Genomic DNA, 23,106 nt, shown 5'->3' on the forward strand with positions numbered 1-23,106 from the left:
TCAAGAATCCATCGCAACTGTGCTGGGGGGGATCGGGAATTGATACACAGGCAGCCAATACACAGAAATATCTTCAATTGCCTCTGTGCAACCTAATTCGATGGAGCCAGCATGCTGCAATCTGAGTGTATACAAACGGAGCGAAAGAACTATCGGTTCGAACAGCAGCTATCGTACAGTCGCGCCGATATACCTGTTAATTGCTTCTGCAGCTTGACCCTGGCCATCCTGATCGCTCGAGTTCGCAAACCCAACCGCTCCGCCGCCGTTCAATACCAATGCAATGTAGGTGCTACTGCGCTTGGATCTAATTTCTGCATAATGCACCGAACTAAGAGGTATCGTCACATCATAGTGCCAAAAGAATCGCGGCTTGTGTAGGATCGCTACGTCATTACCTCGATCCAGCGTGACACTGCCGGACTGAAGAACCATCATCATGCAGATGAAGATGGGCCCACACCAAATCAATATGCCGAGCAGTGGCCAAAGTGTTTGCCCTCGGTATGCACGATACAAGAAAAAAACGGCCGATCCGAGACCTATAACAAAAAATGGAAGCGCAAAACCATAATCCGGTGGGCTGTTAATCAGGAGTTGTCCACCTGTGAGGTGCATCACTTGGTATGAGGAATCAAAAAGAGTCATTTTCATCGGGATTGGCTCGAACCGTTGTTTCTGAGAAAGTCATTTACGGTATTCGCCGCCTTCGCTTGCCCGCTCATCGACGTCCACCCGGAGATGCTATAGTCCTCTGGGCTATCTGTCTCCAGGACGAGATGACTAGAACCTGGTGCATAGTGAATATCTGCCCCATGTACTTGCGAAAGCGGGATAGTCTTTGTTGTTGGAATAAAAAAGATGTGCACCTCATGCACGGTTGCCGTCTGTGTTTTGCGGTCTAAAGCAATGGAGCCATGACTGCCAATCAGGCTGAATAAAACTATGTACAAAATAGCGATAAAAAGTAATCCCAATGGAGTCGTTGTTCCCGCGCGCCAATCACGAAACAAATTTCGTAGAAATACCGCCAAAAAAACAGCTGTCATCAATACAAACCAGACAAGATCTGGAGGCGCAACAACAGTAAGCTTCTCCGGCGCTGATTGGACGGTGTAAAAGGTCCAGTAAGGAATCCAAGATGGCATAAGTGAGACTCCGAGTTAAATTAGGACAGCCTGCCCAAGTTCGATCAGCCCATGGGTAAATACTGGTAAATACGGGGACACGATACCTATTACCCCGTATTTACCCCGCTTCGCGATGGTTGTATCGTCGCGAGTGGAGTATCAACAATGTTCGAAGTGGAGAGTATGTCCTTTCCTCCGATTTCGTTTCTACCAATTCCAGGTTCTCTTCATCCTACTCACGACATGAAACCGTGGTAAATGGGGCACCCACGATGCTCAGGTTACGAGCAGACCACCCGCCAGCGGCGGACGGACGTCCGTAGTCGGGGCCGTTCTTGTCTTCGTTGCCGCTATGTTCGTTGGTAGCGGTCTTGACCGTAGCTTCAAAAGCTTTTCCCATGAGATTGCTCCGCGCTATCGCGCCGGTTGTTGTGCCGACGCAGTCAGACTCGTGCAGGCCTGTTCGAAGTCTTGACGTGATCCTCGCCGCAGGTCACCCAGCAGGTGCGGCTCAAAGCCGTGGTAGTCGGCTGTGAGGACACCTCCATGAAGAGTTGCATCGAGATTACCGAACTGCGATTGGGTGTCGTTGTAGAGGATAAGAGACATGCCAGCGTTGGAGATGCGGTTTGTGGTGAAAGCGTAGCTGATTGGTTTGCCGTCGCGACCGCACATCGTAACGGAGCCGCGCAGTGAGGCAGAAGCTATGTGAAATGGATCCAACGAGGTACTGATAAAAATGGCGCGAACGTTAGCAAAGTCATCCTGCTTCTGCTGACGAAGCTCTCGTATGCCTTCCTGGCGAGTGGACTCGGCGATGAACGGGCTGGGTGAAAAATCGGGCGGGGCGGGGCGACTGGGCGGTCTCAGGGTGCCTACCCATTCGCCTGTCAACACCGTGTCGGGATGCAAGCCTGGCGCAGCCCAGGAGTTGCGGTAGAGGCGCAGACCATAAGGAACGCCAAGAATGAGGCTTCCCAAGATGAAAACAACTATAAAGAATCTGAGGAATTCAAAGGACACGCTAATACCCGGGTTTTTAGGGGTAACGGAAGGGGACGATGGCTCCATGCTTATCCTTTAACTACCGCTTGCCCTGGGGAGGGCAACGGATAAAAGTGGGTGCGCTTGTAATAAAACGCCTGCTCCTCGAGGTGAAGGTTGCGATGCGCTCGACAGCGTAATCGTCCCACGGTTCGAGCACTGCTAGCTAGGTAATGGTCTACGAAGAGAGTTTCTCTGCAGAAAGCACATGGTCGCGATCTGTGCCACTTCATAGCTATTCCGATTATCATAATTACCCACCTAAATTACCTCCTTGGAGCATAGTGAATGGGTATCATGTCACCGAATTAACCCTCAGTTCTTCTATGACTCCCACTGTAACGTGTCGCTCATGCACATTCAGGACGGCGGTCATCTCGTGGATTGTTTCCGTCTGATTCTTCATGACATCGCGGTTCTCATTGCCCAGAATGTTGACGTGTTTGTCCTTTTGGACCCACTCGACCATGTCGCCGCGCACAAGCTTCACGTCAGTACCTGGCAGCGTGTCCGCCGCCGCGGAGGGCATGCTGATAGCGGCAGGCACGAGCACTCCCCACATGGGGGCCGCAGCATCCGTCCGACCTTCATGTTCTTTGGTGAGCGTCTGGGGAGCCTTAAATGTAGGAGATGAACCCGCTTTTTTCCCTGTAAATTCAGCACTCATGGCTTTTTACTCGCCTCCGTTAGCCGCTGGTAAAGATCCTCAGCAGCTTGATGATCGCCTTTTTGCAGAACTCCTTGCATCTGATTACTCATCGTATGAGTTCGATTTCCCGAGAATGTTAGTGTCGCTCCGTTGAATGTTCCGCTAAACTCACCTCCATCTTGCGCCGCACTTCCCGCCCCCACCATAAAGCCATTGAATTCTCCCGATGGAAAGACATTCACATCGAGAATCTTGAAGCTCTGACTAGGTTCGTCTACGGGATGAACAACACCAGTTCCGCTATACCGATGCAGCATGGTAAAAATATTCCGTCGCAGATGGATTTCTACAACCGCGTTGCCTCGCTCTGCCTTTGGCTCCCCAGATGCTGTTCCGAGCGTTTGAACATCCCATGCACCGACCCAATCACCGGCGATGCTGGGACCGCTAGGTGTCGTCTTGAAAGATAGAAATGCACTGACAATTACGGCAAGAAGCACCAGTCCGAGAAATGCTGCTTTCATATACCCCCCCGGCGTTAGCCGATCTCCCGTGAGAAAAACTTACTCTTAAAACTGATGCGGTTTGCGGCTACGAAGTGAATATCGCCTGACGATTCGAAACTGATGAGCGGCTGGTTAGTCTGTCCGTTTTTTTCCGTCAGGGAAATTTTAGTCTTGCCAGGCGTCGCCACAGTGATCGTTTCCTGACCCTCGTTATCGACAATCTGGATGCGGTTGCCGCTCTTGGTCAGAATGCGCTTCACGTTGTTAGGTTCCACGTCATCGCCAAAATAGCCGAATCTGGGCGCCGCCTGCTGCCCATCATCGAGAAGTCTCCTTTTACTTGAACTGCTTATAAAGAGCCAGCGCATCGGCATGAGTGCCCTTTTCCAGAACTCCTTGCATCTGGGCTTCCATGGTATGGGTACTCACGCTTTTCATGGTGAGGGTCGTCCCATTGAACGTGCCGCCGAAACTTCCTCCATCTTGCTTCGCTTCGCCTGTGCCAACCATAAACCCGTCGAACTGCCCGGACGGGAACACACTGACGTCGATAACCTTAAACTCCTGGATGGGCCCATTGCCTGGATGAATGGTGCCTGTTCCACTATACCGGTGCAACATGGTGAAGAGATTGCGGCTCAGATGCAACTCCACAACGGAATTGCCATAGCCTGCTTCGACCTCGCCTTGTTTTCTGCCGAGTGGTTGTACATCCCAAACGCCGACCCAATCACCGGCGATGCTGGGACCGCTGGGTGTCGTCTTGAAAGATAGAAATGCACTGACAATGACGGCAAGAAGCACAAGTCCGAGAAATACTGCTTTCATATACCCCCCTGCGTTAGCCGATCTCCCGTGAGAAAAACTTACTTTTAAAACTGATGCGATTTGCGGCTACGAAGTGAATATCGCCTGACGATTCGAAACGGAGCGCGTAGCCTCAAGACGAGCAGCTTCGCTGGGTGCGCTTACACGCATCAGGTGAAAATATGGCTCGCGCATAGGCACGCCCGGCACCAGGTTATAGAAGTCCTCCGCGTTCAGTGGCTCAGGAGACTCGCGATCGGGCCACACGCCAGCGGTCAACATCGGCATCCAGCGCGATCCATTGCGACTGATGATACGAGCGCCTTCCCGTCGCTCCAATTGATTCATCCGCAGGTTAGAGTCCCAACGCAGGCGGCCCTTACGTTCTGGTTTGTCAGCACCTCGTTCATTGCAATGACCGCCACTTCATAGCCTTGGCGCTGCTCATAGATACCAATGTAAGCAGTCTCGCCAGAAGTGAGTACTAGCACAATCTGCTTCGTGCCAGCGTCACCTACGTTCACGGCGGCCGCTTTAACCTCGCCGAGAGGATAAGATTGCGATGTTTGACCAAAAAATCCGGTCTTTTGCACCGTTACAGCACCTGCTGCACGCGACACGCTAATCTCAATATGGTTTCGCCATGAGTTGATTGCACCAATGAGACCGCCGCATGCAGCCAGCGCGACAAAGATTGCTGAGTACTTGCGAGTGCCTGCGATTGCCAACGCCCTCAGGAACATGACAATACACATCACAAATAGAGCGACTGCGCCGGTACGGTCGGGTGGGATGATTACTGTCAATTCGGTAGGGGTATTCTGCACGACACGAATAGCAGATGATAGCAACATTTTGTAGCTCCAGCCTGTCGCGAATTTAACTTAGTCAGGCGGCGTAATTGGCGTCGGCCGCGGCAGCGCGTTGGGTTTAAATGACATTCCTAGTTCAAGCACGCCAATTAAGATTGCTGTGCAGATGAATTTGCTCGCATCCTCCCCTTTGAGAGCTAACGCAATGCGTGGACCCATTCGATCATATTCAATGATGGCGTGTTCGATGTTCCCGGTTGTCATTGTGCGGGCTCTGGAAAAGCCAAGCAGAAAGCGGTTGGTGGAAACGGCCGTCCCCGCATCCCAATCGATATCCAGAATATTGGTCCAGCCAAAGGCGAACAGGAGAATCAGGATTCCGGTAAGTGGAATCAGATAGAACAAACACGAATATTTCGCGCGCTTACTGGTAAAATCCATGCGACAGTCGCAGATGCGATGATTTCAAACACGACAAAAATGTAAGTCCCCGGCCAGAAAAACATCTCTGGATTAGAGACCACCAAGTGATGGCTCGAATTGGTAACAATTTGAAGATCAGGGCCCATACCACTTCCTATATGTTGGAATTCACCCTACAAGTGGCGACATTCTGTGTCATGGCGATTTCATGACCTTCAGAAACACTCCTTCCCGGGTAAATTCAATGAGTATTGTTTTGTTATTGAGAGATGATTGCGGCACAGAGTTGATCAAAGTCTGACTTGCCACCTCGATGTAGCTCGCCATGAATATCGAGATCGAAATCGTGAAATTCGGTCTTCAGGACATTGCCATCATAGGTGGATTGGAGATGGCCGCCCTCACTCTGCGTATCGTTGTACAACATGAGCTCCATCCCCTGATTGCTCACATTGAATGTGGTGTATTTAAAGCTGGACGTTCGGCCTCGTGAGTCGCAGATCTGCGCCCTTCCCCGCAATCTCGCAGAGCCCAGACTGAAAAAGTCCAGGGACATGTCCAGCATTACGACACGAACATCTGCTTTGGCCTGTCTTTTTCTGAGCTCATAATCGTTAGCACTGTCGATTCGATTTCTCTCTGTCAGGTACGGACTGGGACCGAGGTCCGGGGCCGTAACGGGCGGAGGAGATAGGGTGCCGACCCACGTCCCCGTGAAGCTACTCTTCCCATGCACCATAGGAGCGGCCCATGCATTGGTAAAAAGTCGATAGGTATAGGGGATTAACATAAAACAACCGCATACCAAAGAGAGCACGACAAGCATGGCAATGCCTCGGGCGATCAACATGCCTCCTGAATTCATCGCGTCCAGCTTCTCAGAGGATGAAGGTGTAACAGTTCCTGGGGGCGGAGCATTTAGCATTTACCCTCCAACTTCTCTGGTGTACATCTTTGCAATAATATGCACTCGCCCGTTAGGAGCTGCGAGAGTCATGTCTCCATCCGATTGAAGAGTCAACATGGTTCTGCCTGTTCCATCCAGTTTTTCAGAGTGTGTGATCGACGTGTGATTCGGGGGTCGCGAGCACAATCGTCTCGTTCCCTGGCTGATCGACGATTTGCAGTCGATTGCCTCACCCTATGATCTCCATTGAGGTTCGAGCACTGCTGGCCACGCAACTGTCTACGGAGCGTCACCGTGCAGAAAGCGCGTGATCGCGACCTGTGCCACTTCATATCCGTCCCGATCATCGTAATTACCCACGTATTACCTCCTCGGCGCTCACCGGAATCAGAATCACCGGTCGTTCCGGGTCGCCTTGCCGTCCAGTGACTCGAGAGTAAGCTTTATACCAGCGACCGCAGCGGCACGTTCGGCAAGATCGCCGAGCGGAAGTGCCGACGCGATCAGTACGGCTTTGTCCTCTCCGCTTTCGCGAATATAGACCTGGACGCCACACAACCATCTTTCTAACTCCGTCTTGTTCTGAGCAGCGGCAAAACTTGCACTGTCCATGACAGGCATATAAAAACGAGCCCGCTTAAACCGCTTTTCTTTGATAGTTGGGAGATAGGTTTCACGCGCCTGTTGCTCGAGTTCTTCAAAGGGTGCGGTGGCATACATCTGGATGGATACCCCCTGACAATACAGAAGTTCAGCAATGTCCTGCCGCTGAGGTTCGGCGCAACCTAGGCGCAATAGTCTGTGAGATGGAAGGCTCATCTCTTCGCCATTAAATAAACCCGCTGATGCATCGCTAAGAGCTTCGGTCGTCCATCCACTTGGGGGTTCGCGGTCAGGCCAGATCCCTATGCCGCGCGTAAGGGCCATCTCCCCCATATGCTCTTCCAGTATCTCGGAACCCGCTTCCGGACGCACCTTCCACACCTGCATGAAGACATCGCTCGCGAGAGACTGGCCGACTAATATCTGGTGTAGACCGCGTAGAAAAGCGATGAGTGGGGGCCGGTCTTCATCCGGTACAGGAAATTCCTGCACGGATATGGATAGCAATGCCCATGGATCCGGTAGAGAGCGCATGTGTGCCTTGATATGCGGCAAGTGCTTCGCTTCGGCATTCGGTATGGACTTATGCATGGAGTTCCAATGGGAATCTCAATCCATCTTGTTTCATCGACTCTGTTACGGGCGCTAACACCTCAGCGGGATCATCCTTACAAGCAAAAAGTATTCCCTTGTCATGCGGACTTTCCCGCAAATAGCCCCCGAACAATTGAAACCACTCTGCGCGCTGTTCAGCCGTTGCGGCGAAGAAGTGGCCCGTGTCTAGTAATGGCAGCACAAATGCCAAACCATCATATTGCAAGCTATCTTGAAGTCCGTCGCCGAACATCTTCTTGCTTTTTTCCAGAAAAGCATCACCCATGGAGTACAACGCTTGATGTGCAGCGTCAACGTCGAAACGCTGAAACACCGGATGTGCCGCGCGCAGCTTCGGAGTGAAAGGCATCTTCGGTGCTCGGGTTTTTGGGTCTGGCGGGAGAAATATAGTAGTCATGCCGCCCAGGCCAGAAAATAGTTCTCTTTGTTTTTCCGGTTGTTTCATGATGAACCAATAAGTGTAATCACCTACCCACTCCCGGTAGTCAAATGGTTCTTTGCGCTCTCGCATCTCACGAATCTGCTGCTCGGTCGGCATGGGCGGAAGTTGGGCGTTGGGGTACCGGCCCAAGCCTATCAGTGTGGATGAGCGTTGACGGTAGCGAATAAAGGCATTCAACGAGTCGTCCACGAGGGTTTTGAATTGTAAAAATATCTCAGTCCGCAATTTTTCCCGTTGCTCGAAACGCTCACCGATCCGGCGCGCAAATTCGCTCAGCCAGGCTTTTTCGTCGTGAGTCATAGGAAAGCCCGATACGGGCAGCCAGAACAGCCCGCAGTCCACCAGCGTCTCGGCCTGTATCCACGGTGCATATTCGGACTTCGATAGCCGGCTGGCCCTGGCAGGTTCAGTAGCGCCGGCTTCCTTGTGAGGGCTGGATTGATCCGTCATGGAATATGGGTCGTACCAACTTCAGGGGCGGGGTTCACTTTGATATTCGCATCCGCATGAGTGCCAACTTTATTCCCCATAACTTTGGCCTCACCCTTCTGGCCAACAGCTTGTTCGTGGAAGCCTTTCATGACCATCTGGTACATGCCTTCCTTCTCGTCATACATCTTAATTTCCTGCTCGCGACCAATCACCGAGGCGCCAATACCGAGAAACTTAAGTTCCGCACCGGTCGCGCCGGCTTCCAACCATTTTTTCTCAAATTCCATAGGCGCATTTACTTCGTGTGTGCCGAGGTATGTCTCCTCGCTTTCGCCGGTTACAAAAATTTCCTGATAGCCATTTACCGTAAGCTCGTCCTGATCGCCGACGACAGTGTTTCGGCCATGTTCATACACCAGGGTAGTTTCACCATGAACCACCTGATCTTGTTTTTCCACTATCTCGCGCGTTTCGTCCTTCAAAATCAGGATGCTGCGTGGCCCCTCGATCCGTATCGTTTGCTCGCCGTGAACCAGCGTCTGGTCTATCCCTGGCTCCATAGAAGCGAGAGCGGTTGCATTGGGCATGTTGTTGGCGTCCAGGAGACCTAAACTGGGCGGTTCATGGTCTTTATCCATCTTGTGTGGTTTGGTTGGAACTTTGACTGAATGCGGTTTGAACACCTGGTCAGCTGGCACCTGTGGCTTATAAAACGGTTCCGAGGACGATGATTCTTCTGTAGCCATAGTCTTATCCCTCCCTCCTATGATTAGTTCGGCTTCTGAATGCTTTTCACCAAAGAATTCAGCGTAGCCTCATCCCCGCGCTTCAGCGAGCCGCTGATCTTATAACTGGTTCTCGCGGGTAGCTCATAACTGCCGTGAAGTAAAGATTTTTTAAATGTCAATACAAAATCAGGAAAGCTGTAGTTCCAGCTACCCGATATGGTCCCATCCGGTGGAGAGGCAAGCAACTCTTTTGTGTTTCCACGTATCGGAAGTAACCAATCATCGTTCAATCGTTCGATATCGAATGTGTGCCGTTGACCCGAAGCATCGATCAGTACAGCCTTGGCGTCAGTGCGATCTAGAAATGAAAACCACACTGGCGAAAGAACCACTTGAATAACAGCATTTCCTTGTTGTTCGACATTTTCGTGTAACGTGCCGTCAGACACGATTCGGGCAATGGAGACCACGCCCATCCAGTTACCGTTGAGGCTATCTGCCGCGTGTACGGAACGTATCCGCGGAATCAATACGGACAACGCGAAAATAACAATGATCCCAGCCACAAATAACAGCTTTGATCCCATGCCACCTCCGACAGCGCGAAAACCCGCCAAAATTCTTTGCCACATGATCTTCTCCAGTTCAATTTCACACGCAATGCTAGCCAGGGAACTTAGCCTATCTCACGAGAGAACGTGAGGCTCTGTATATGCACTCGGCCTTGTGGAGCAGATAACACAATGTCGCCATCTGATTCGATGAGGATTTGCGGTCGTTTTGATGCTGTATCCATTTCGGTCAATCTGATTGTGGACTTGTTTGGTGTTGCCAACACTATCGACTCTTGAGCTTCAGCATCGATCATCTGGAACCGGTTACCACTCTTGGTAAGAATGCGTTTGACGTCATTCTCGGGAATATTCGCGTCGGCCGAGTAGAAACCGCTGCGGGGTGCCGACTGTGCACCATTCCAAAGCGAGCCCATAATCACCGGGCGCTCCGGATCGCCATCTTCAAAGGCCACCGCAACCTCGTCCCCAACTTCGGGCATAAACATAAAGCCGCGGTCCGGGCCTGCATGGGGCGAAGTCGCCCGAGCCCAGTGAGTCGACCCATCCGTCTGCCAGAAGAACTGCACCTGAAGTCTTCCCATCTTCTTCGGGTCGTCGTGGCCCGTAACGCGGGCGGAGACGATGCCGCTCCACGTCCGCGCCTCTGGTGGGTTGGGGTTGCGGTAGTTCTTCCACGGGGTGCATACGAAGCTGTTGCTATATCCCTGTGGGGTCCATTGGTGGACCACACGCACCAGCCCATAGGTGCCCTTGGCGTCCAGCGTGCCGTCGATGGTCAACGTATTACCAGCCATCAGGGTCTGGTTGCGCGAGGAGCCCGTGCCCGTAACCGCACTGCCCATGCTGCGTTCGCTCTCGGACTGCAACTGGTCTGAGTAGTTATCGAGCGTCATCGCGCGCGCACGTTGTGGCTCGAAGCCTGGCGGCAGCTGCGCCGACGCTGTCTGCACCGCGCTCGTGAGCTGCGCTGCTGCCGGATAGAACTGCGGCGGCTTCGACTGATTCTCAAACGTGTTCGACTGCATGGCATGGTGGTCGTAGTGCGAACCGGAGAAGCTGGGGTTGACCCGCCGGCCGCGCAGACGGAAGCCAATCAAATCGCTTTCTCCACGCCACTGAACAGTGCTCCCCATCTGGAAGCTGTCAAAGACTTCCACGCCCGCTTTGCTCGGACGCATCCAGGCGTCGTGGTCGTCGACAATCCGGCTCAGGAAACTCCAGTCGGACTCGCCGTACTGAACATAGTTCAATGCCTTGCTGTCGGACGCCTGAACGGAGATGCTGAGATTGTGCCGAGATCCCATGGTGCCGGCGATCGAGGAGAGCGTCTGCTCGGAGTAGTACTGCTTGTGCGCCGTCACGTCCATACCGAAGCTGTCGCTTACGGCGATTAACGTGGCCGTGTAACTGCCCCAAACTTCATAGTCCAACTCCACGTCATGGATGGACCCGGAGAAATGAACATGCTCCACACCTTGATCGTCGGTAGTCTTGACCTCAACCGGCTTGCCCAGCAGACTCTCGATCGGAACCCGCTGGTCCTCCGTGTTCCGGCAGATTACCGTACACCACCAGTGCTGGTTCAGCTCCTGCACAATTTCGACGGATGACAGAGATGCATCTCCGATCATGCCGTCCCCAATTTGAATCTGTGGAAGTGCCATCGAAGCCTCCAGGCCCTATTACCTATTACCAGACTTCTACCCTACACGGGTCAGAAGAATCATACCAAGGATCGAATTCTACCTATCTTGCCGCCGAAAAGCAGGTTCAAAGATCTGCCACGGAGACCTCAGGCAACGAGCGACGCAAGGTCCTGGTGAAAAGATGCGATGTCTTTCACTTTCTTGAAGAAATCTGAGTCCAGCGCCTCTATTTTGAGCACCGCTGCGTTTGTTATGTCCTCACCCAGGACGAGTCGGCTCCAGAAGGAAGGGGCGGCCATCCTCAGGGTTTGGCTTTCTTTTGACCAGTTTCTTCCTAACCAGCGTCTTAATCAGGTCCGAGACCATCATCTTGTCCATTCCGGCATGTTCCTGCTGAGAGCTGGAGTACCCGCCTGATATTGATCTAGGTATTGATCTAGGCAACAAAAAATCGGCTGAGTCCCATGTCGCGCAGACCGCGGCGATACGCGATTGAGCTGCGGTCCGCCATAATATGGGCTTCCATTCTTGGATCGAGCGGAAGGCACTCGGGTTTTTGCGCTTCTACGATCCTTTTGTCTTCCCTGAATATCTTGTCGTTGAAATCGTATACGTCCTGCACGGGCAGATCGGTGTCGAAGTTCCGTGCGATCGGAGCGAAGAGACGTGTCACTTTAGCGGATATGGGCGAGGCGGCATTCATGATCGTCATGCGGCTTTCGCCGGGAAAATGAATCACGAGCGTTGCGGTGAAAGGGAGATGCACCCGGAAATGACGGAGCCATTCAAATCCCGCTTTCCCGCGATCTTCTTTCCCGATGGGATAGTTCCCTACCGAGCTGCGGTATTCCACTTCGAAGCCCTTCTCGGTCGGCTTGGGCAGGTAGGGAGGAACCAAGGTATTGTTTGGGTCGCCGAAGGTATCGGCGTGGACGAAACCAAAGTGGGCGACATCGAGGAAGCCTTCAATCTGGCGGCCTGCAAAGCCAAAGATATCCAGACTTGGACACGTAATCTGCTGGAAGCCGTGGTCTTCCCAATGGGGCATCGATGGAATGTCTGGCTCGGCAGCGTCGGAATCTGGCCGTAGACACGTCCAGATGAGGCCATACGCTTCCTGCACGGGATACGTCCGTAGATGTAGTTTTTTCGGAATGGCATCATGCGGCTGGGCAGGGATCAAGTTGCAGCGCCCGTCGGTACCGAAACGAAGTCCGTGATAGGCGCAGGTAATTCCTTTGCCATCGTGTTTGCCCATACTGAGAGGCGTACCGCGGTGGGGACAGAGATCGTCTGCAACCACCACCTGACCGTCGACCCGGTAGACGACCAGCAATTGATCCAGTAACTTCACGGCTACAGGGCCGTCCACAATTTCCCGTGACAGCGCAATCGGGTACCAGTGACGAGCGAGCTTCATCCAATCATCGGCGTCAAACGTGCAATTAAGCGGAAGGTCAAACGCCCCAGCTACAGGTTGAATCACAGATATGGTTGCCATGTTCCTTTATAGCAAACGATGGCTGTAGATATAGAGATGAAACCGGTAGCCTTTATTGGTATCTGCGTCGCCTTCCTACTCCACTGCCTACAAACCTGCTGGACGCACCAACCAATAGAAGGCCACGAAGTGCGTGATCATCAGCAGAGGCACGTAGACGATCGGGATCGCATAGGCGGCGCCCAACTGCCCCGCCAGTTGAGGAAGTCCGGCATGGATGGCGTGGTAGTAGTCGAGGATGAGGTCAGCCGCCCCCACGAAGTTGAAGGCGACGACGAATAGCCAGAAGAGCGGACGTATTCGTACCGTGAGAAGCGCCAACATGGCAAGCAGCCCGGTTGCAAGATCGCCATAGGCGGCGAACGCGGCGAAACCAGCGGGCAGGTGAGGGCCGACGACGCCTGGAAGGAGGAAGACAAGCCCGAAGAAGCGAAAGCTGTGCAGAGTCGCGATGGCGCGGTGCGCTTCCACCCGGCCCATCGATCTTAGCCTCGGCAGGATGTAGACGCTGAAGCACAGCAACCAGGCGGCATAGCCTAAAACGAGGTGGATGACGAAGAGGATTTCGGGCGGCATGGGGATCTCCTGCTTTATGGGATGACACGCATCATCTTATAGACTCAGATTATCGTCGAACCGACCGAAAGGCCGCTTCATTGAGGTGAGGCGCCAATCGATTTAGCGTTCTCCAGGAAGAACTCTTCGAGTGTTTGCGGATTTCGGCCAGTTACCGTACGAATCACATCGGTAGTGCGGTAGTTCCCCGCTCCTTTCCGGAAGTGCTGCCAAAGATGGGAGAGGTGGTCGAGCGCGTGAGGATTGAGCCGCTCTTTGACGGCGTCAGCCCACTGTTCGTCAGTAATTGGCACATATCGAATCTCCCGGCCAATTGCCTTCTCCAGAGTTGCAACGATCTCCAGCACTGTGGGAGTTTCGCTCACCAGAGAGTACACATCTTCCGAGGGCAGGCCAGGGTCAGCAAGAAGAGTCGCGGCTACGCGGGCTACGTCCTGCGCACCAGTGAGCGGAATGACGGCATTGCCATCACCCCACGGAAGGAAGACGGTATTTTGCTCAGCCACACTTCGGCTGACAAGGGCGCGTACGTTTTCGTAATAAGGAGGCGTCTGAAGATGAACGGCGCCGAGCTGCGCCCAGTCGAAGATGCGATCGGTCAGGCGATGCTGCAAGTTCCGGAAGGAGGCAGCGTGTTGAAGATCGCGAAATACGGGATTATCGGGCGTGCCCTGGAACTGAGAATTGTTCACCACCAATTCCAACCCTGCATCGCGAGCCGCTGTGGCGAAGATGGTAGCCGCCTCAAGCAGCCCATCGGTCACCGGATAGGTGAAGTACGCGCGCTTCACCTCTTTCATGGCCGCCTGGACTGTGGCTGGGTGGAGGAGATCGCCCTCGATGATCTCCGCACCTTGCTGGCGGAGTTCGTTGGACCGGGCATCGAGGTTATGGACGAAGGCACGAACGGGAATGCCCTGCTGGAGCAGGAGACCGGCGACGAGGCGTCCGGTTGATCCCTGCTGACCTCCGGCTGCGCCTGTAATCAGAATCGGGTGAGTCATGGAAAGTTCTCCTTTGGCCCATAGGATGATATATATCATCTCATGGATTCGAACTTTCTTTAGGCCGCAGCTGGGTTGCATCGTGGGATGATCGCGAGCATCCTACAATGAGCCATGCGTTACCAGCCTGAACACAAAGCAGAGGTTCACGAGAAGATTGTGAAAGACGCCTCGCGACGAGTACGCACCGAGGGCATGAACGGCGCGGGGGTTGCAGCGGTTATGCGTGACAACGGCCTGACGCACGGAGGCTTTTACAGACACTTCGGGAACAAGGACGAGTTGCTGCTGGAGTCACTGCGCGAGGCTTTCCGGGAGACCGTCGACACGCTGTCTCAGGAGGCCGAAAAGTCGCGCCCTGAGACAGCATGGAAGGCGATTGTGAAGGCCTATCTAAGCCTGGAATACTGCGATCACCCCGAGCGCGGCTGCCCGCTGCCGGCCCTTGCCCCCGAGTTAGCGCGGGTCGACAAGAGTATGAAGGGACAGATTCTTGCCGAACTCGTGAACTACAAGGATCGGATGCTTCCCTTTATGCCGGGCCGCGGAGTTGCAGACAAAGAGCGCGCCTTCTTTTCAATCTTTTCAACGATGATCGGGGCCATTGAGATCGCTCGCATGCTGCCAGAGCGCGCGATGCGAGAGAAGGTGCTGGCGAATACAAGAGATTTTCTATTGCACAGCTTCTGAGAGATCGGGAGCGCGCTGTCCCGTTTAGTGCATCCTGATGTACGCTGCGGCTAGGATCGCAAGGACAACGGACAGCGACGCTGAAAGAAGCTCCACCTCCGTCGCATACGAATAAGCTTTTCCATCTGTTACGTATTTGCTTCTACCCTTTCTGCTCCAAAGGCGGTAATGCGCGGCGATGGTGCATGGGTGGAAGGCAATCAACACATATCCAGTCCCTAAGATCATTCTTGAGAGCCAGAAATACGAGTCTGTCGCGATCGGCAACACGATCAGGCAAATGACCGTCGCAAGCAGACTCATGATGTTGAGCACGTCCGGTATCGGTATCCAGATCGCCCTGTCGGCGTCGCCAAGGTTGATCTCTCGATTCACCCGCCATCCGAATGCGACGAACTGTAGCGCGATGAGTGGGGGTGCAAGCCTGTAGAGCGTGTCAGGAGCTATAGCCATGCCGATATTTGTCATAAAGAGCGAGATCCTCAACGGGGGGGGATTCGGACGGCGAAATCCCGTCAGGTGATTTTCGGTCCTTAGTGTGTTGATAACGGCAGATAGCCATTGCTTCGATACCAACTCACCTCGTCGCGTAAGGTCTCTTCTACAGGACGGAACTCGAGCCCTAGCTGCTCTTTGCTTTTGGCGGGACTGAATCGCGACTTCTCTGTTTCATTTGCCAGGGTAGTCACCATCGCCCAACTGATGAGGGCGGCCTTTTTCGTCAGGCGAGCCTGAATCTCGCCCATGGCTCCTAGCAAATAGAGAAGAAAGAGCGGTATCCGAAGAGTGGGGGCTTTTACTCCCGTTGCCTTCTGCAGCAGCGGAAAGAGTTCTGCCATAGTCATGTGGCGGCCTGCCGCAAGGTAGCGTTCTCCGCGCACACCATACTCGTTCGCCAGGATCATCGCCTTCGCTACGTCGCGGGCATCGACCACCGGAAATCTGCCCGGAGGTACGCCCGGGAGTTTCTTGTTGGCGAAGTCGAGGACTGTTTGTCCCGCAGAGGTCGGTCCGATATCGCCGGGTCCATGCATCCATCCTGGAAGAACCATCACGGCCCACATCTCCGGGTTATTCTCCAGGAACGCCAGCACCTCGCGGTCAGAGAGAATCTTGCTCTTGTAGTAATCATCGGCATCCGCCTCTTTGCGAAGCATGGTCTCGTCTACCGTCTGTCCGGGTTTACCGTTGAGAACCGCTATGGAACTTGTGTGGATGACACGGTGCACTCCTGCATCGAGCGCTGCGGTGAGCAAGGCTTTCGTCCCGAGAACGTTCGTGTCGTAGAGCTGTTTCCAGTGGGTCCCGCCCTTATAGCTGTCACGAAAGTAAGCGGCCGTATGGAAGATGACGTCCGCACCACGAAGGGCGGGGGCGAAGCTCGGTATGTCGAGCATGTCCCCTTCGACCACCTGAACGTCAAGTCCCGCAAATTGGCTCTGTGCCTTTGTTTTCGATCGCGCCAAGGCCCGCACTTCATATCCTTGCGCAAGCAACTCGCGGACCAGGTTATTTCCGAGCAATCCTGTGGCCCCTGTGACAAGTGCAATCGTTTTTCTCATGCGGTTTCCCTGCTCCTCGTAGATCCTATTCAGTATAGATATACCAAACGGTATTTGAGTTGCAAATAGTTTTCATGCGCTATGCTGGATGCGTGCCCAAAGCGACCCGACAGAGACTGACCCGGCAGGAGAGCCGGCTCGAAACCAGGACAAGGCTTCTGGAATCAGCGGCTCAGTTGTTTGCCCGGGGTGGCTATGAGGGTGCGTCTGTCGATTTGATTGCGGAGAGCGCAGGCTACTCCAAGGGAGCGTTCTACTCCAACTTCGAAAGTAAGGAAGCTATCTTTCTGGAGCTGCTTGATATCCATAAGCGGCGTGAGATCGAAGCTTTGGCACAGCTTCTTGCGCAGGACATTCCTGGGCCGGAGCTTCTGTCGCTAATCCGCAACCATGAAAGCGGGCATGGCTCTGACTTTGACTTCTGCTTACTTTCCGCAGAGTTTCAACTGCAAGCCTGCCGCGATAAGACGTTTGCGAAGATGTATGCCAAGCTGCACCGCGCTCACCGGGACACCATGGCTGGACTGGTTACCAAGCTGTTCGCCAAACTGGACCGAACTCCGCCATCTGCTCCCAAAGATCTTGCCGACATCATTATGGGATTGAGCACCGGTCTTTCTTTACAACAGACAAGCGTGCAAGGACCCCTGCGCAAAGGATTCGTTACGGAGGCGATCCTGCTCGTTCTCGGTCTTGACCATTTCTAGATGTCGCGACATTCTGCGACGAAGGATGATCGGTAGCACTAAACGCTCTTCTCTCCATCTGCCCATCCCTGCCAAGAAGAGAAACTCTCGGGAGTCCATCCGCCAATGGAGGCTTCACCAGGGACCGCCCGCGAATCTTCAAGCGCCTGTCAGGTGAGTTTTCACCCGAGATGCGGTTGCGATTCGAACGAAGTTGGCGAGGGTTGCGGTTGAATCCCGGTCACGCCAGATGATCCCCGATTCAAGCTGCGGGGCCTTGCCTTCCAAATCCAGATAGACCACTCCAGAACGCGCCAGATGACGCATGGATGCGGGTACGAGCGCGATTCCCATTCCGGCCGATACCAGGCTGATGATGGTCTGCATCTGGATCGCATGTTGGATGATGTGGACGTCGCCTCCGTGAGCGGCGTAGTAATCCATTACGAGATCGTAGAAAGAAGGAGAGACGCGGCGTGGGAAGACGACCAGAGGTGAGGAGGTAATCGCGGATGAGGTCAGACGGCCTTTCACGGGAGTGATGCGGCGCTGCTTAATCCAGCTTTCCGGGACCGCTGCGATCAGTGATTCGGAGACAAGCCTGCGATAAGAAAGCCCCATAGGCAGAGCTGCTGAAGCATGCCGGATGATGATCCCTACATTGCCTTTGCCCTCGAGCAGCGTTGCAATCTGTACATCGCTGGTCGCCTCCGTGAGCAGGAGTTCGACCGCCGGATAAAGCTGCCTGAAGCGTTGCACTAACGCCGGCAGGATGCTGTAGTCGGCAGTGCTGACGAAGGATACTTCGAGCCGGCCTGCGTCACCGCTGCGAATGCGCTGCGCCAGTGGAGCCAAGGCTTCCATGCCATCGAGCGCGGCGCGGACAGGACCCAGCCACTCCTCTCCGAAAGGAGTCAATGCCACGCTGCGATTCGTCCGCAGAAACAGGGGAGAACCGATCTCAGCTTCGAGGGCTCTGATGGATTGGCTCAAGGGAGGCTGGGTCATCCCAAGGCGGTCGGCAGCTTTACCAAAGTGCAGAGTCTCCGCAACTGCGACGAAATGCCTGAGCTGACGTTGATCCATATTGATATGTGTAACGACCTAATCGATCGATAATAATATATTTTACAACCATTGCCTGCGTCGGTAGCCTCACCTCAACGTCTTCATGGAGTGAGTATGCCGCCCTATCGTTCAAGGACCACCACCCACGGCCGCAACATGGCAGGCGCTCGCAGCCTTTGGCGGGCGACAGGAATGACGGATGGAGATTTTGGCAAACCCATCATCGCCGTCGCCAACAGCTTTACGCAGTTTGTCCCCGGCCACGTCCATCTTAAGGATCTGGGCCAGCTAGTGGCGGCCGAGATCCAGGCGTCGGGCGGAGTCGCCAAGGAATTCAACACGATTGCGGTGGATGACGGCATTGCCATGGGGCATGGTGGAATGCTCTATTCCCTTCCCTCGCGCGAGCTCATTGCCGACTGCGTCGAATACATGGCCAACGCGCACTGTGCGGATGCCCTCGTCTGCATCTCGAACTGCGACAAGATCACGCCGGGGATGTTGATGGCTGCCATGCGGCTGAATATACCCGCCATCTTTGTCTCCGGCGGGCCGATGGAGGCCGGCAAGGCTACGTTGAAGGGGAGCCAGAAAACGTTCGATCTGGTGGACGCCATCGTCATCGCCGCCGATGACCGCTACAGCGACGCAGAGGTAGGAGTGATCGAGCGATCCGCCTGTCCAACGTGCGGTTCCTGTTCGGGCATGTTTACGGCTAACTCGATGAACTGTCTCACGGAAGCCCTGGGGCTTGCGTTGCCAGGAAACGGTTCGGTCCTGGCAACACACTCCGATCGGGAACAGTTATTTCGACGCGCCGGCCGAGTGATCGTCGATCTCGCCAAGCGCTGGTACGAGAAGGATGACGGGAGCGCATTGCCACGGGGTATTGCGAGCCGGGCAGCCTTTGAAAATGCGATGAGCCTGGACATTGCCATGGGCGGCTCGACCAACACGGTGCTGCATCTGCTGGCGGCTACCAGCGAAGGCGAAGTGGACTTCACGATGGCGGATATCGATCGCCTTTCACGCCGAGTTCCCTGCCTGTGCAAGGTAGCGCCGGCCAAGAGCGATGTTCATCTTGAGGACGTGCATCGTGCAGGCGGCGTGATGGCCATCCTCGGCGAACTCGATCGGGGAGGATTGATCGATACGAGTGTGCCAACTGCCCACACCCCCACGCTTGGAGAGGCTCTTGAGGACTGGGACATTATGCGAACGGACGAGGCGTCGGTCGATACCTTCTATCGCGCGGCGCCTGGCAATATTCCTACCCAGAAGGCTTTCTCTCAGTCGGCTCGCTGGGAGGAGCTCGATAAGAATCGTGAGACCGGCGCGATACGATCCGTGGAGCATGCGTTCAGCAAGGATGGTGGTCTCGCCATTTTGTTTGGCAATCTTGCGCCGGAGGGTTGCATCGTCAAGACAGCGGGGGTGGATCCGTCGATGCTAGTACTAACAGGTCAGGCGATCGTCTTCGAGAGCCAGGAGGACGCTATCTCTGGAATTCTTGGCGATCGAGTTACCGCAGGCGATGTTGTTGTGATTCGCTACGAAGGCCCCAAGGGCGGCCCCGGCATGCAGGAGATGCTTTACCCGACCAGTTACCTCAAGTCGAAGGGCCTGGCGAAGTCCTGCGCTCTGGTAACAGACGGACGCTTCTCCGGCGGCAGTTCCGGACTCTCCATCGGCCATGTTTCTCCTGAGGCCGCGGAGGGAGGCCTCCTTGCGCTGATAGAAACTGGCGACACGATCAAGATCGATATCCCCGCCCGTTCCATTCACCTGGAACTCAGCCATGAGGCGATTGAAGAACGACGCACGGCGATGACAGCTCGCGGGCGCAACGCATGGAAGGCCGTCAACCGTGAACGGGCCGTTTCCCCAGCGCTGCAAGCATATGCTGCGTTGACGAGCAACGCAGCTCGAGGTGCGATTCGGGATGTGAAGCAGCTTCGGCAGTGAAACCGATCTAGTGTTGTGAGTCGTCAATTCGTTGAAGAATGAGGAAGTTCAAATAGCGCGGAGGGAGCACATCACACTCGTTTTTGAAAAATGCTTTAGTTTCGTAGAAAGGCTTTCAAGGACCAGGTGAAAAACGTGCTCAAGAAGATTCGCAATCAGTTTGCCTTGCTATGTGGACTCACAATCCTGGTCATGATGGCCTTTTGCCCCAACACTGCTTCCTCAAGTACGGAAGCCGCAGCCCCTGCAACGAACGATCCTTCTAACTATTCCCAACGGGCAACCTACGGTATTGAGAGGCTGCAAAGCTGGTATCTCCAGGACACGGGACTCTACCAGAAGCCCACCGACTGGTGGAACTCGGCCAATGCCATTACCGTGCTCGTGGATTACTCCAGGGCAACGCACAGCACTCAATATCTCAGCACCGTCGCAAATACCTTCGGCAAGGCAAGCAAAGCCTATGGGGTTGTGAACTTCAGCAACGATTCGAACGACGACGAGGGTTGGTGGGCTCTGGCTTGGATCGACGCCTACGATCTGACGAAGACGCCGGGCTACCTGGCGATGGCACAGACCATATTCGCAGACATGACCACGCAATGGGATACGACGACTTGCGGCGGTGGTGTGTGGTGGAGCAAAGACCTGAAGCATTCGGCCTATAAGAATGCGGTTACGAATGAACTGTTCCTTGAGATCGCCGCATCCCTGGCAAATCGCGTTACGGATCGGACGCGCAAGGCAGAGTATCTGTCATGGGCACAGAAAGAGTGGAAGTGGTTCAGCGCCTCCGGCATGATCAACTCCGACAACCTGGTCAACGACGGCTTAAACGCAACCAACCCTGCGGCCTGCACCAGTAACAAGCAGGCAACCTGGACCTATAACCAGGGAGTCGTTCTAGGCGGATTAGCCGAGTTGTACAAAGCAGATCATGATGCGTCCTTGCTGTCCAAAGCGGAGACCATGGCGGACGCCACCATGACAAAGATGGTGACCGCCACGGGCGTCCTTGAGGAACCCCGAGGCGGTGGACCGGATCTGCCGCAGTTCAAGGGAATCTTCCTGCGCAACCTCGTCCGCCTGAACAGAGTGGCCACCAGGACGAAGTACAAAACGTTTGCCGATACGAATGCCGAAAGCATCTGGCGCAACGATCAAGGCGCTAACTATCAGTTTGGCGATCAATGGCAGGGGCCCTTTGATTCTGGCGACGGCACGCGTCAAACCTCCGCTCTGGATGCTCTCATCGCAGCAGTAGAGATGCAGTAACGTTGCTTTGAACTTCTTTGGAAGCCCTGAAACAAATTTATGGCGGAGAGTGGGGGATTCGAACCCCCTGACGCACGGAGTTCGTTCCAAAGCTGGATAGGTAAATATGTGGAGGATAAGGTGGTACTTGTTTCGGTCTTCGACCCCGAAACCCAGAAATAGCGCCGCCCCATCACATAGCCCCACTCGCGGCAGCCATCGCCGCAGAATACTCGGCAACGATGGCCGCTCCAAATTTCAGGATTTGAGTCAATGAAAATAAAGCCAGTTAGCATGTCGTGAGCATTCGACTCTTAATCGACAGGTTGAAAGCTTTGCGACAAACCTTAGTGCTTTGGCTCCGACTCAGCCAGCAACTCCACAAGGTAGTCCTTCCAAATAGCAGCCAAGGTATGTGTGCCGTGACCCCGCGTCGCATCGGAGATGGGAATCAACACGAACTTTGCGCGTGGCATCTCATGCACCTGCTTCTGCGCGATGCCAAGCTCTGGCGGGTTGATGAAGTCGTCTGCAGAGTTGATCCACATCACAGGCACCTTGATCTTTTTCAGGTTCGCACTCGGATCGTAGTTCCTCGAGGCGTTGATGTAATAGATCATATTGTTCGCATCTGTTGAAGCGACCGCGCGCTCCATGTACTTGTCGACATACGCCTCCGCAGCCGCGCGTGTTGGGTACACCTTCTGCATCTGCAGGGGCGCGGACCCCATGATCAGCAACATCTCGTTTGCACTGCGCAGGCCTTCGACGGGCTCACTCGTGTACTCGCCCTCTTTCCAGTTTGGGTCCCGCTCGATGTTCTCAATCGCCATATAGCGCGTCATCCGATTCCGCCCGGCAAGTGCGACCGCATTACACGCCAACGGCATCAAGGCATCCACGAAGTCAGGATAGGTCTCGCCCCACACAAAGCTCTGCATGCAGCCCATCGACGTACCAAGAATCAGTCGAAGGTGGTCAACGTGCAAACCTTCCAGCAGCATCTGGTGCTGTGAGCGGACCATGTCGTCGTAGTCATAGTGCGGAAACCGCATGTGCAGTCCATCAGACGGCTTGGAGGAGTCGCCTTGTCCGATGTCATCCGGAAAGATCAGGAAGTACTTCGTGATGTCCAGCGGCTGACCGGGACCAAAGAGAACCGTGGAGAACTGCGGCGCAAAGAGCGTATGCTCGTCGCCGCCGGTGCCGTGAAGCAGGAGTACTGCATTGTCGACGAGCCCCGCGCTATTCCGATGCGGTGACCCCAGCGTGAGATAGTGCAGGTTGAGCTCAGGAATTGTCTCGCCAGTACCAAAGCGAAAGTCCTTCGCCGTATACACGCCCTGTACGCCTTTATAGGCCGGGGTAGCAGGTGTTTGCGCGGATATCGCCTGTGCAACGGCAAGCGAGGAGAGACTGAAGACTGTGAGTGAGAGAAGGTGGCGCACGCGGCAAACTCCTGTAGGCACAAATATTCCGTA

29 protein-coding genes are annotated in these 23,106 nt (G+C 54.4%); 4 read left to right on the forward strand and 25 right to left on the reverse strand.

Features of this window, described 5'->3' with window-relative positions; all coding sequences use genetic code 11:
- Positions 1 to 168: 168 nt before the first annotated feature.
- From GSQ91_RS00680 to GSQ91_RS00780, 21 genes are all read right to left on the reverse strand, one after another.
- Positions 169 to 654 carry a hypothetical protein gene (locus GSQ91_RS00680; RefSeq protein ID WP_158819326.1) on the reverse strand — a complete coding sequence of 162 codons (486 nt, stop codon included), beginning with the start codon at positions 652 to 654 and terminating at the stop codon, positions 169 to 171.
- A complete protein-coding gene (locus GSQ91_RS00685; protein ID WP_158819327.1) occupies positions 651 to 1,148 on the reverse strand; it encodes a hypothetical protein in 498 nt (165 codons plus the stop codon). Before GSQ91_RS00685 ends, GSQ91_RS00680 begins: the two co-directional genes overlap by 4 nt.
- A gap of 214 nt (positions 1,149 to 1,362) precedes the next feature.
- The gene (locus tag GSQ91_RS00690; RefSeq protein ID WP_158819328.1) at positions 1,363 to 1,530 is read right to left on the reverse strand and encodes a hypothetical protein; all 168 of its coding nucleotides are present in this window, start codon (positions 1,528 to 1,530) and stop codon (positions 1,363 to 1,365) included.
- Between the two features lie 14 nt (positions 1,531 to 1,544).
- Positions 1,545 to 2,111 (reverse strand): hypothetical protein, encoded by a 567-nt coding sequence (locus GSQ91_RS00695; RefSeq protein WP_158819329.1) that lies wholly within the window; start codon positions 2,109 to 2,111, stop codon positions 1,545 to 1,547.
- A gap of 358 nt (positions 2,112 to 2,469) precedes the next feature.
- Positions 2,470 to 2,841, reverse strand: coding sequence for a hypothetical protein (locus GSQ91_RS00700; RefSeq protein ID WP_158819330.1), 372 nt, complete (start codon positions 2,839 to 2,841; stop codon positions 2,470 to 2,472).
- Entirely contained in the window at positions 2,838 to 3,347 is a 510-nt protein-coding gene (locus GSQ91_RS00705) for a hypothetical protein (RefSeq protein WP_158819331.1), read from the reverse strand. The genes GSQ91_RS00700 and GSQ91_RS00705 overlap by 4 nt, the downstream gene beginning before the upstream one ends.
- Positions 3,348 to 3,361: 14 nt before the next feature.
- Positions 3,362 to 3,703: a hypothetical protein gene (locus GSQ91_RS00710; RefSeq protein WP_158819332.1), complete on the reverse strand. Its 342-nt coding sequence runs from the start codon at positions 3,701 to 3,703 to the stop codon at positions 3,362 to 3,364.
- Complete coding sequence (locus GSQ91_RS00715; protein ID WP_158819333.1) at positions 3,666 to 4,157, reverse strand: hypothetical protein; 492 nt, start codon at positions 4,155 to 4,157, stop codon at positions 3,666 to 3,668. Before GSQ91_RS00715 ends, GSQ91_RS00710 begins: the two co-directional genes overlap by 38 nt.
- A gap of 66 nt (positions 4,158 to 4,223) precedes the next feature.
- On the reverse strand, positions 4,224 to 4,424 hold the full coding sequence (locus GSQ91_RS00720) for a hypothetical protein (RefSeq protein ID WP_158819334.1): 201 nt from the start codon (positions 4,422 to 4,424) through the stop codon (positions 4,224 to 4,226).
- Between the two features lie 56 nt (positions 4,425 to 4,480).
- Positions 4,481 to 4,990, reverse strand: coding sequence for a hypothetical protein (locus GSQ91_RS00725; protein ID WP_158819335.1), 510 nt, complete (start codon positions 4,988 to 4,990; stop codon positions 4,481 to 4,483).
- Between the two features lie 30 nt (positions 4,991 to 5,020).
- Entirely contained in the window at positions 5,021 to 5,389 is a 369-nt protein-coding gene (locus tag GSQ91_RS00730) for a hypothetical protein (RefSeq protein ID WP_158819336.1), read from the reverse strand.
- 241 nt (positions 5,390 to 5,630) lie between these two features.
- Positions 5,631 to 6,221 (reverse strand): hypothetical protein, encoded by a 591-nt coding sequence (locus tag GSQ91_RS00735; protein ID WP_158819337.1) that lies wholly within the window; start codon positions 6,219 to 6,221, stop codon positions 5,631 to 5,633.
- Between the two features lie 450 nt (positions 6,222 to 6,671).
- Positions 6,672 to 7,436, reverse strand: coding sequence for a hypothetical protein (locus tag GSQ91_RS00740; protein WP_158819338.1), 765 nt, complete (start codon positions 7,434 to 7,436; stop codon positions 6,672 to 6,674).
- 28 nt (positions 7,437 to 7,464) lie between these two features.
- Positions 7,465 to 8,388 carry a hypothetical protein gene (locus tag GSQ91_RS00745; protein ID WP_158819339.1) on the reverse strand — a complete coding sequence of 308 codons (924 nt, stop codon included), beginning with the start codon at positions 8,386 to 8,388 and terminating at the stop codon, positions 7,465 to 7,467.
- Complete coding sequence (locus tag GSQ91_RS00750) at positions 8,385 to 9,116, reverse strand: hypothetical protein (RefSeq protein WP_158819340.1); 732 nt, start codon at positions 9,114 to 9,116, stop codon at positions 8,385 to 8,387. The genes GSQ91_RS00745 and GSQ91_RS00750 overlap by 4 nt, the downstream gene beginning before the upstream one ends.
- Before the next feature lie 23 nt (positions 9,117 to 9,139).
- Positions 9,140 to 9,730, reverse strand: coding sequence for a hypothetical protein (locus GSQ91_RS00755; RefSeq protein ID WP_158819341.1), 591 nt, complete (start codon positions 9,728 to 9,730; stop codon positions 9,140 to 9,142).
- A 44-nt stretch (positions 9,731 to 9,774) separates the two neighbouring features.
- A complete protein-coding gene (locus GSQ91_RS00760; protein ID WP_158819342.1) occupies positions 9,775 to 11,337 on the reverse strand; it encodes a type VI secretion system Vgr family protein in 1,563 nt (520 codons plus the stop codon).
- 240 nt (positions 11,338 to 11,577) lie between these two features.
- A complete protein-coding gene (locus tag GSQ91_RS26150) occupies positions 11,578 to 11,697 on the reverse strand; it encodes a helix-turn-helix domain-containing protein (RefSeq protein WP_158819343.1) in 120 nt (39 codons plus the stop codon).
- Between the two features lie 58 nt (positions 11,698 to 11,755).
- A complete protein-coding gene (locus GSQ91_RS00770; RefSeq protein WP_158819344.1) occupies positions 11,756 to 12,820 on the reverse strand; it encodes an aromatic ring-hydroxylating dioxygenase subunit alpha in 1,065 nt (354 codons plus the stop codon).
- A gap of 87 nt (positions 12,821 to 12,907) precedes the next feature.
- Complete coding sequence (locus GSQ91_RS00775; RefSeq protein ID WP_158819345.1) at positions 12,908 to 13,396, reverse strand: hypothetical protein; 489 nt, start codon at positions 13,394 to 13,396, stop codon at positions 12,908 to 12,910.
- A 77-nt stretch (positions 13,397 to 13,473) separates the two neighbouring features.
- Positions 13,474 to 14,400, reverse strand: coding sequence for an NmrA family NAD(P)-binding protein (locus GSQ91_RS00780; RefSeq protein WP_158819346.1), 927 nt, complete (start codon positions 14,398 to 14,400; stop codon positions 13,474 to 13,476).
- A 114-nt stretch (positions 14,401 to 14,514) separates the two neighbouring features.
- Between GSQ91_RS00780 and GSQ91_RS00785 the strand changes: the two genes are divergently transcribed.
- Positions 14,515 to 15,090 carry a TetR/AcrR family transcriptional regulator gene (locus GSQ91_RS00785; protein WP_158819347.1) on the forward strand — a complete coding sequence of 192 codons (576 nt, stop codon included), beginning with the start codon at positions 14,515 to 14,517 and terminating at the stop codon, positions 15,088 to 15,090.
- Between the two features lie 24 nt (positions 15,091 to 15,114).
- Here the strand turns inward: GSQ91_RS00785 and GSQ91_RS00790 are convergent, their stop codons facing one another.
- Both GSQ91_RS00790 and GSQ91_RS00795 read right to left on the reverse strand, forming a co-directional pair.
- Positions 15,115 to 15,558 (reverse strand): hypothetical protein, encoded by a 444-nt coding sequence (locus tag GSQ91_RS00790; protein WP_158819348.1) that lies wholly within the window; start codon positions 15,556 to 15,558, stop codon positions 15,115 to 15,117.
- A gap of 65 nt (positions 15,559 to 15,623) precedes the next feature.
- Entirely contained in the window at positions 15,624 to 16,652 is a 1,029-nt protein-coding gene (locus GSQ91_RS00795) for an SDR family oxidoreductase (protein WP_158819349.1), read from the reverse strand.
- A 92-nt stretch (positions 16,653 to 16,744) separates the two neighbouring features.
- Between GSQ91_RS00795 and GSQ91_RS00800 the strand changes: the two genes are divergently transcribed.
- The gene (locus GSQ91_RS00800; protein WP_254064296.1) at positions 16,745 to 17,359 is read left to right on the forward strand and encodes a TetR/AcrR family transcriptional regulator; all 615 of its coding nucleotides are present in this window, start codon (positions 16,745 to 16,747) and stop codon (positions 17,357 to 17,359) included.
- 138 nt (positions 17,360 to 17,497) lie between these two features.
- Here the strand turns inward: GSQ91_RS00800 and GSQ91_RS00805 are convergent, their stop codons facing one another.
- A complete protein-coding gene (locus GSQ91_RS00805) occupies positions 17,498 to 18,424 on the reverse strand; it encodes a LysR family transcriptional regulator (RefSeq protein ID WP_158819351.1) in 927 nt (308 codons plus the stop codon).
- Positions 18,425 to 18,520: 96 nt separating this feature from the next.
- Between GSQ91_RS00805 and ilvD the strand changes: the two genes are divergently transcribed.
- Together ilvD and GSQ91_RS00815 are read left to right on the forward strand one after the other, a co-directional pair.
- On the forward strand, positions 18,521 to 20,371 hold the full coding sequence (ilvD, locus tag GSQ91_RS00810; RefSeq protein ID WP_158819352.1) for a dihydroxy-acid dehydratase: 1,851 nt from the start codon (positions 18,521 to 18,523) through the stop codon (positions 20,369 to 20,371).
- A gap of 135 nt (positions 20,372 to 20,506) precedes the next feature.
- Entirely contained in the window at positions 20,507 to 21,646 is a 1,140-nt protein-coding gene (locus tag GSQ91_RS00815) for a glycoside hydrolase family 76 protein (RefSeq protein ID WP_254064297.1), read from the forward strand.
- Between the two features lie 326 nt (positions 21,647 to 21,972).
- Here the strand turns inward: GSQ91_RS00815 and GSQ91_RS00820 are convergent, their stop codons facing one another.
- Complete coding sequence (locus GSQ91_RS00820; RefSeq protein ID WP_158819353.1) at positions 21,973 to 23,073, reverse strand: alpha/beta fold hydrolase; 1,101 nt, start codon at positions 23,071 to 23,073, stop codon at positions 21,973 to 21,975.
- Positions 23,074 to 23,106 lie beyond the last annotated feature (33 nt).

This window comes from Granulicella sp. S156 (genome assembly GCF_009766105.1).
Lineage (GTDB): Bacteria > Acidobacteriota > Terriglobia > Terriglobales > Acidobacteriaceae > Granulicella.

What these genes read in the sequence shown, in the direction of transcription:
- GSQ91_RS00680 (WP_158819326.1), bottom strand. Translation starts at nt 654, where the DNA reads ATGAAAATGACTCTTTTTGATTCCTCATACCAAGTGATGCACCTCACA.
- GSQ91_RS00685 (WP_158819327.1), bottom strand. Translation starts at nt 1,148, where the DNA reads ATGCCATCTTGGATTCCTTACTGGACCTTTTACACCGTCCAATCAGCG.
- GSQ91_RS00690 (WP_158819328.1), bottom strand. Translation starts at nt 1,530, where the DNA reads ATGGGAAAAGCTTTTGAAGCTACGGTCAAGACCGCTACCAACGAACAT.
- GSQ91_RS00700 (WP_158819330.1), bottom strand. Translation starts at nt 2,841, where the DNA reads ATGAGTGCTGAATTTACAGGGAAAAAAGCGGGTTCATCTCCTACATTT.
- GSQ91_RS00705 (WP_158819331.1), bottom strand. Translation starts at nt 3,347, where the DNA reads ATGAAAGCAGCATTTCTCGGACTGGTGCTTCTTGCCGTAATTGTCAGT.
- GSQ91_RS00710 (WP_158819332.1), bottom strand. Translation starts at nt 3,703, where the DNA reads ATGCCGATGCGCTGGCTCTTTATAAGCAGTTCAAGTAAAAGGAGACTT.
- GSQ91_RS00715 (WP_158819333.1), bottom strand. Translation starts at nt 4,157, where the DNA reads ATGAAAGCAGTATTTCTCGGACTTGTGCTTCTTGCCGTCATTGTCAGT.
- GSQ91_RS00720 (WP_158819334.1), bottom strand. Translation starts at nt 4,424, where the DNA reads ATGCCGATGTTGACCGCTGGCGTGTGGCCCGATCGCGAGTCTCCTGAG.
- GSQ91_RS00725 (WP_158819335.1), bottom strand. Translation starts at nt 4,990, where the DNA reads ATGTTGCTATCATCTGCTATTCGTGTCGTGCAGAATACCCCTACCGAA.
- GSQ91_RS00730 (WP_158819336.1), bottom strand. Translation starts at nt 5,389, where the DNA reads ATGGATTTTACCAGTAAGCGCGCGAAATATTCGTGTTTGTTCTATCTG.
- GSQ91_RS00735 (WP_158819337.1), bottom strand. Translation starts at nt 6,221, where the DNA reads ATGTTGATCGCCCGAGGCATTGCCATGCTTGTCGTGCTCTCTTTGGTA.
- GSQ91_RS00745 (WP_158819339.1), bottom strand. Translation starts at nt 8,388, where the DNA reads ATGACGGATCAATCCAGCCCTCACAAGGAAGCCGGCGCTACTGAACCT.
- GSQ91_RS00750 (WP_158819340.1), bottom strand. Translation starts at nt 9,116, where the DNA reads ATGGCTACAGAAGAATCATCGTCCTCGGAACCGTTTTATAAGCCACAG.
- GSQ91_RS00755 (WP_158819341.1), bottom strand. Translation starts at nt 9,730, where the DNA reads ATGTGGCAAAGAATTTTGGCGGGTTTTCGCGCTGTCGGAGGTGGCATG.
- GSQ91_RS00760 (WP_158819342.1), bottom strand. Translation starts at nt 11,337, where the DNA reads ATGGCACTTCCACAGATTCAAATTGGGGACGGCATGATCGGAGATGCA.
- GSQ91_RS26150 (WP_158819343.1), bottom strand. Translation starts at nt 11,697, where the DNA reads ATGGACAAGATGATGGTCTCGGACCTGATTAAGACGCTGGTTAGGAAG.
- GSQ91_RS00770 (WP_158819344.1), bottom strand. Translation starts at nt 12,820, where the DNA reads ATGGCAACCATATCTGTGATTCAACCTGTAGCTGGGGCGTTTGACCTT.
- GSQ91_RS00775 (WP_158819345.1), bottom strand. Translation starts at nt 13,396, where the DNA reads ATGCCGCCCGAAATCCTCTTCGTCATCCACCTCGTTTTAGGCTATGCC.
- GSQ91_RS00780 (WP_158819346.1), bottom strand. Translation starts at nt 14,400, where the DNA reads ATGACTCACCCGATTCTGATTACAGGCGCAGCCGGAGGTCAGCAGGGA.
- GSQ91_RS00785 (WP_158819347.1), top strand. Translation starts at nt 14,515, where the DNA reads ATGCGTTACCAGCCTGAACACAAAGCAGAGGTTCACGAGAAGATTGTG.
- GSQ91_RS00790 (WP_158819348.1), bottom strand. Translation starts at nt 15,558, where the DNA reads ATGACAAATATCGGCATGGCTATAGCTCCTGACACGCTCTACAGGCTT.
- GSQ91_RS00795 (WP_158819349.1), bottom strand. Translation starts at nt 16,652, where the DNA reads ATGAGAAAAACGATTGCACTTGTCACAGGGGCCACAGGATTGCTCGGA.
- GSQ91_RS00805 (WP_158819351.1), bottom strand. Translation starts at nt 18,424, where the DNA reads ATGGATCAACGTCAGCTCAGGCATTTCGTCGCAGTTGCGGAGACTCTG.
- ilvD (WP_158819352.1), top strand. Translation starts at nt 18,521, where the DNA reads ATGCCGCCCTATCGTTCAAGGACCACCACCCACGGCCGCAACATGGCA.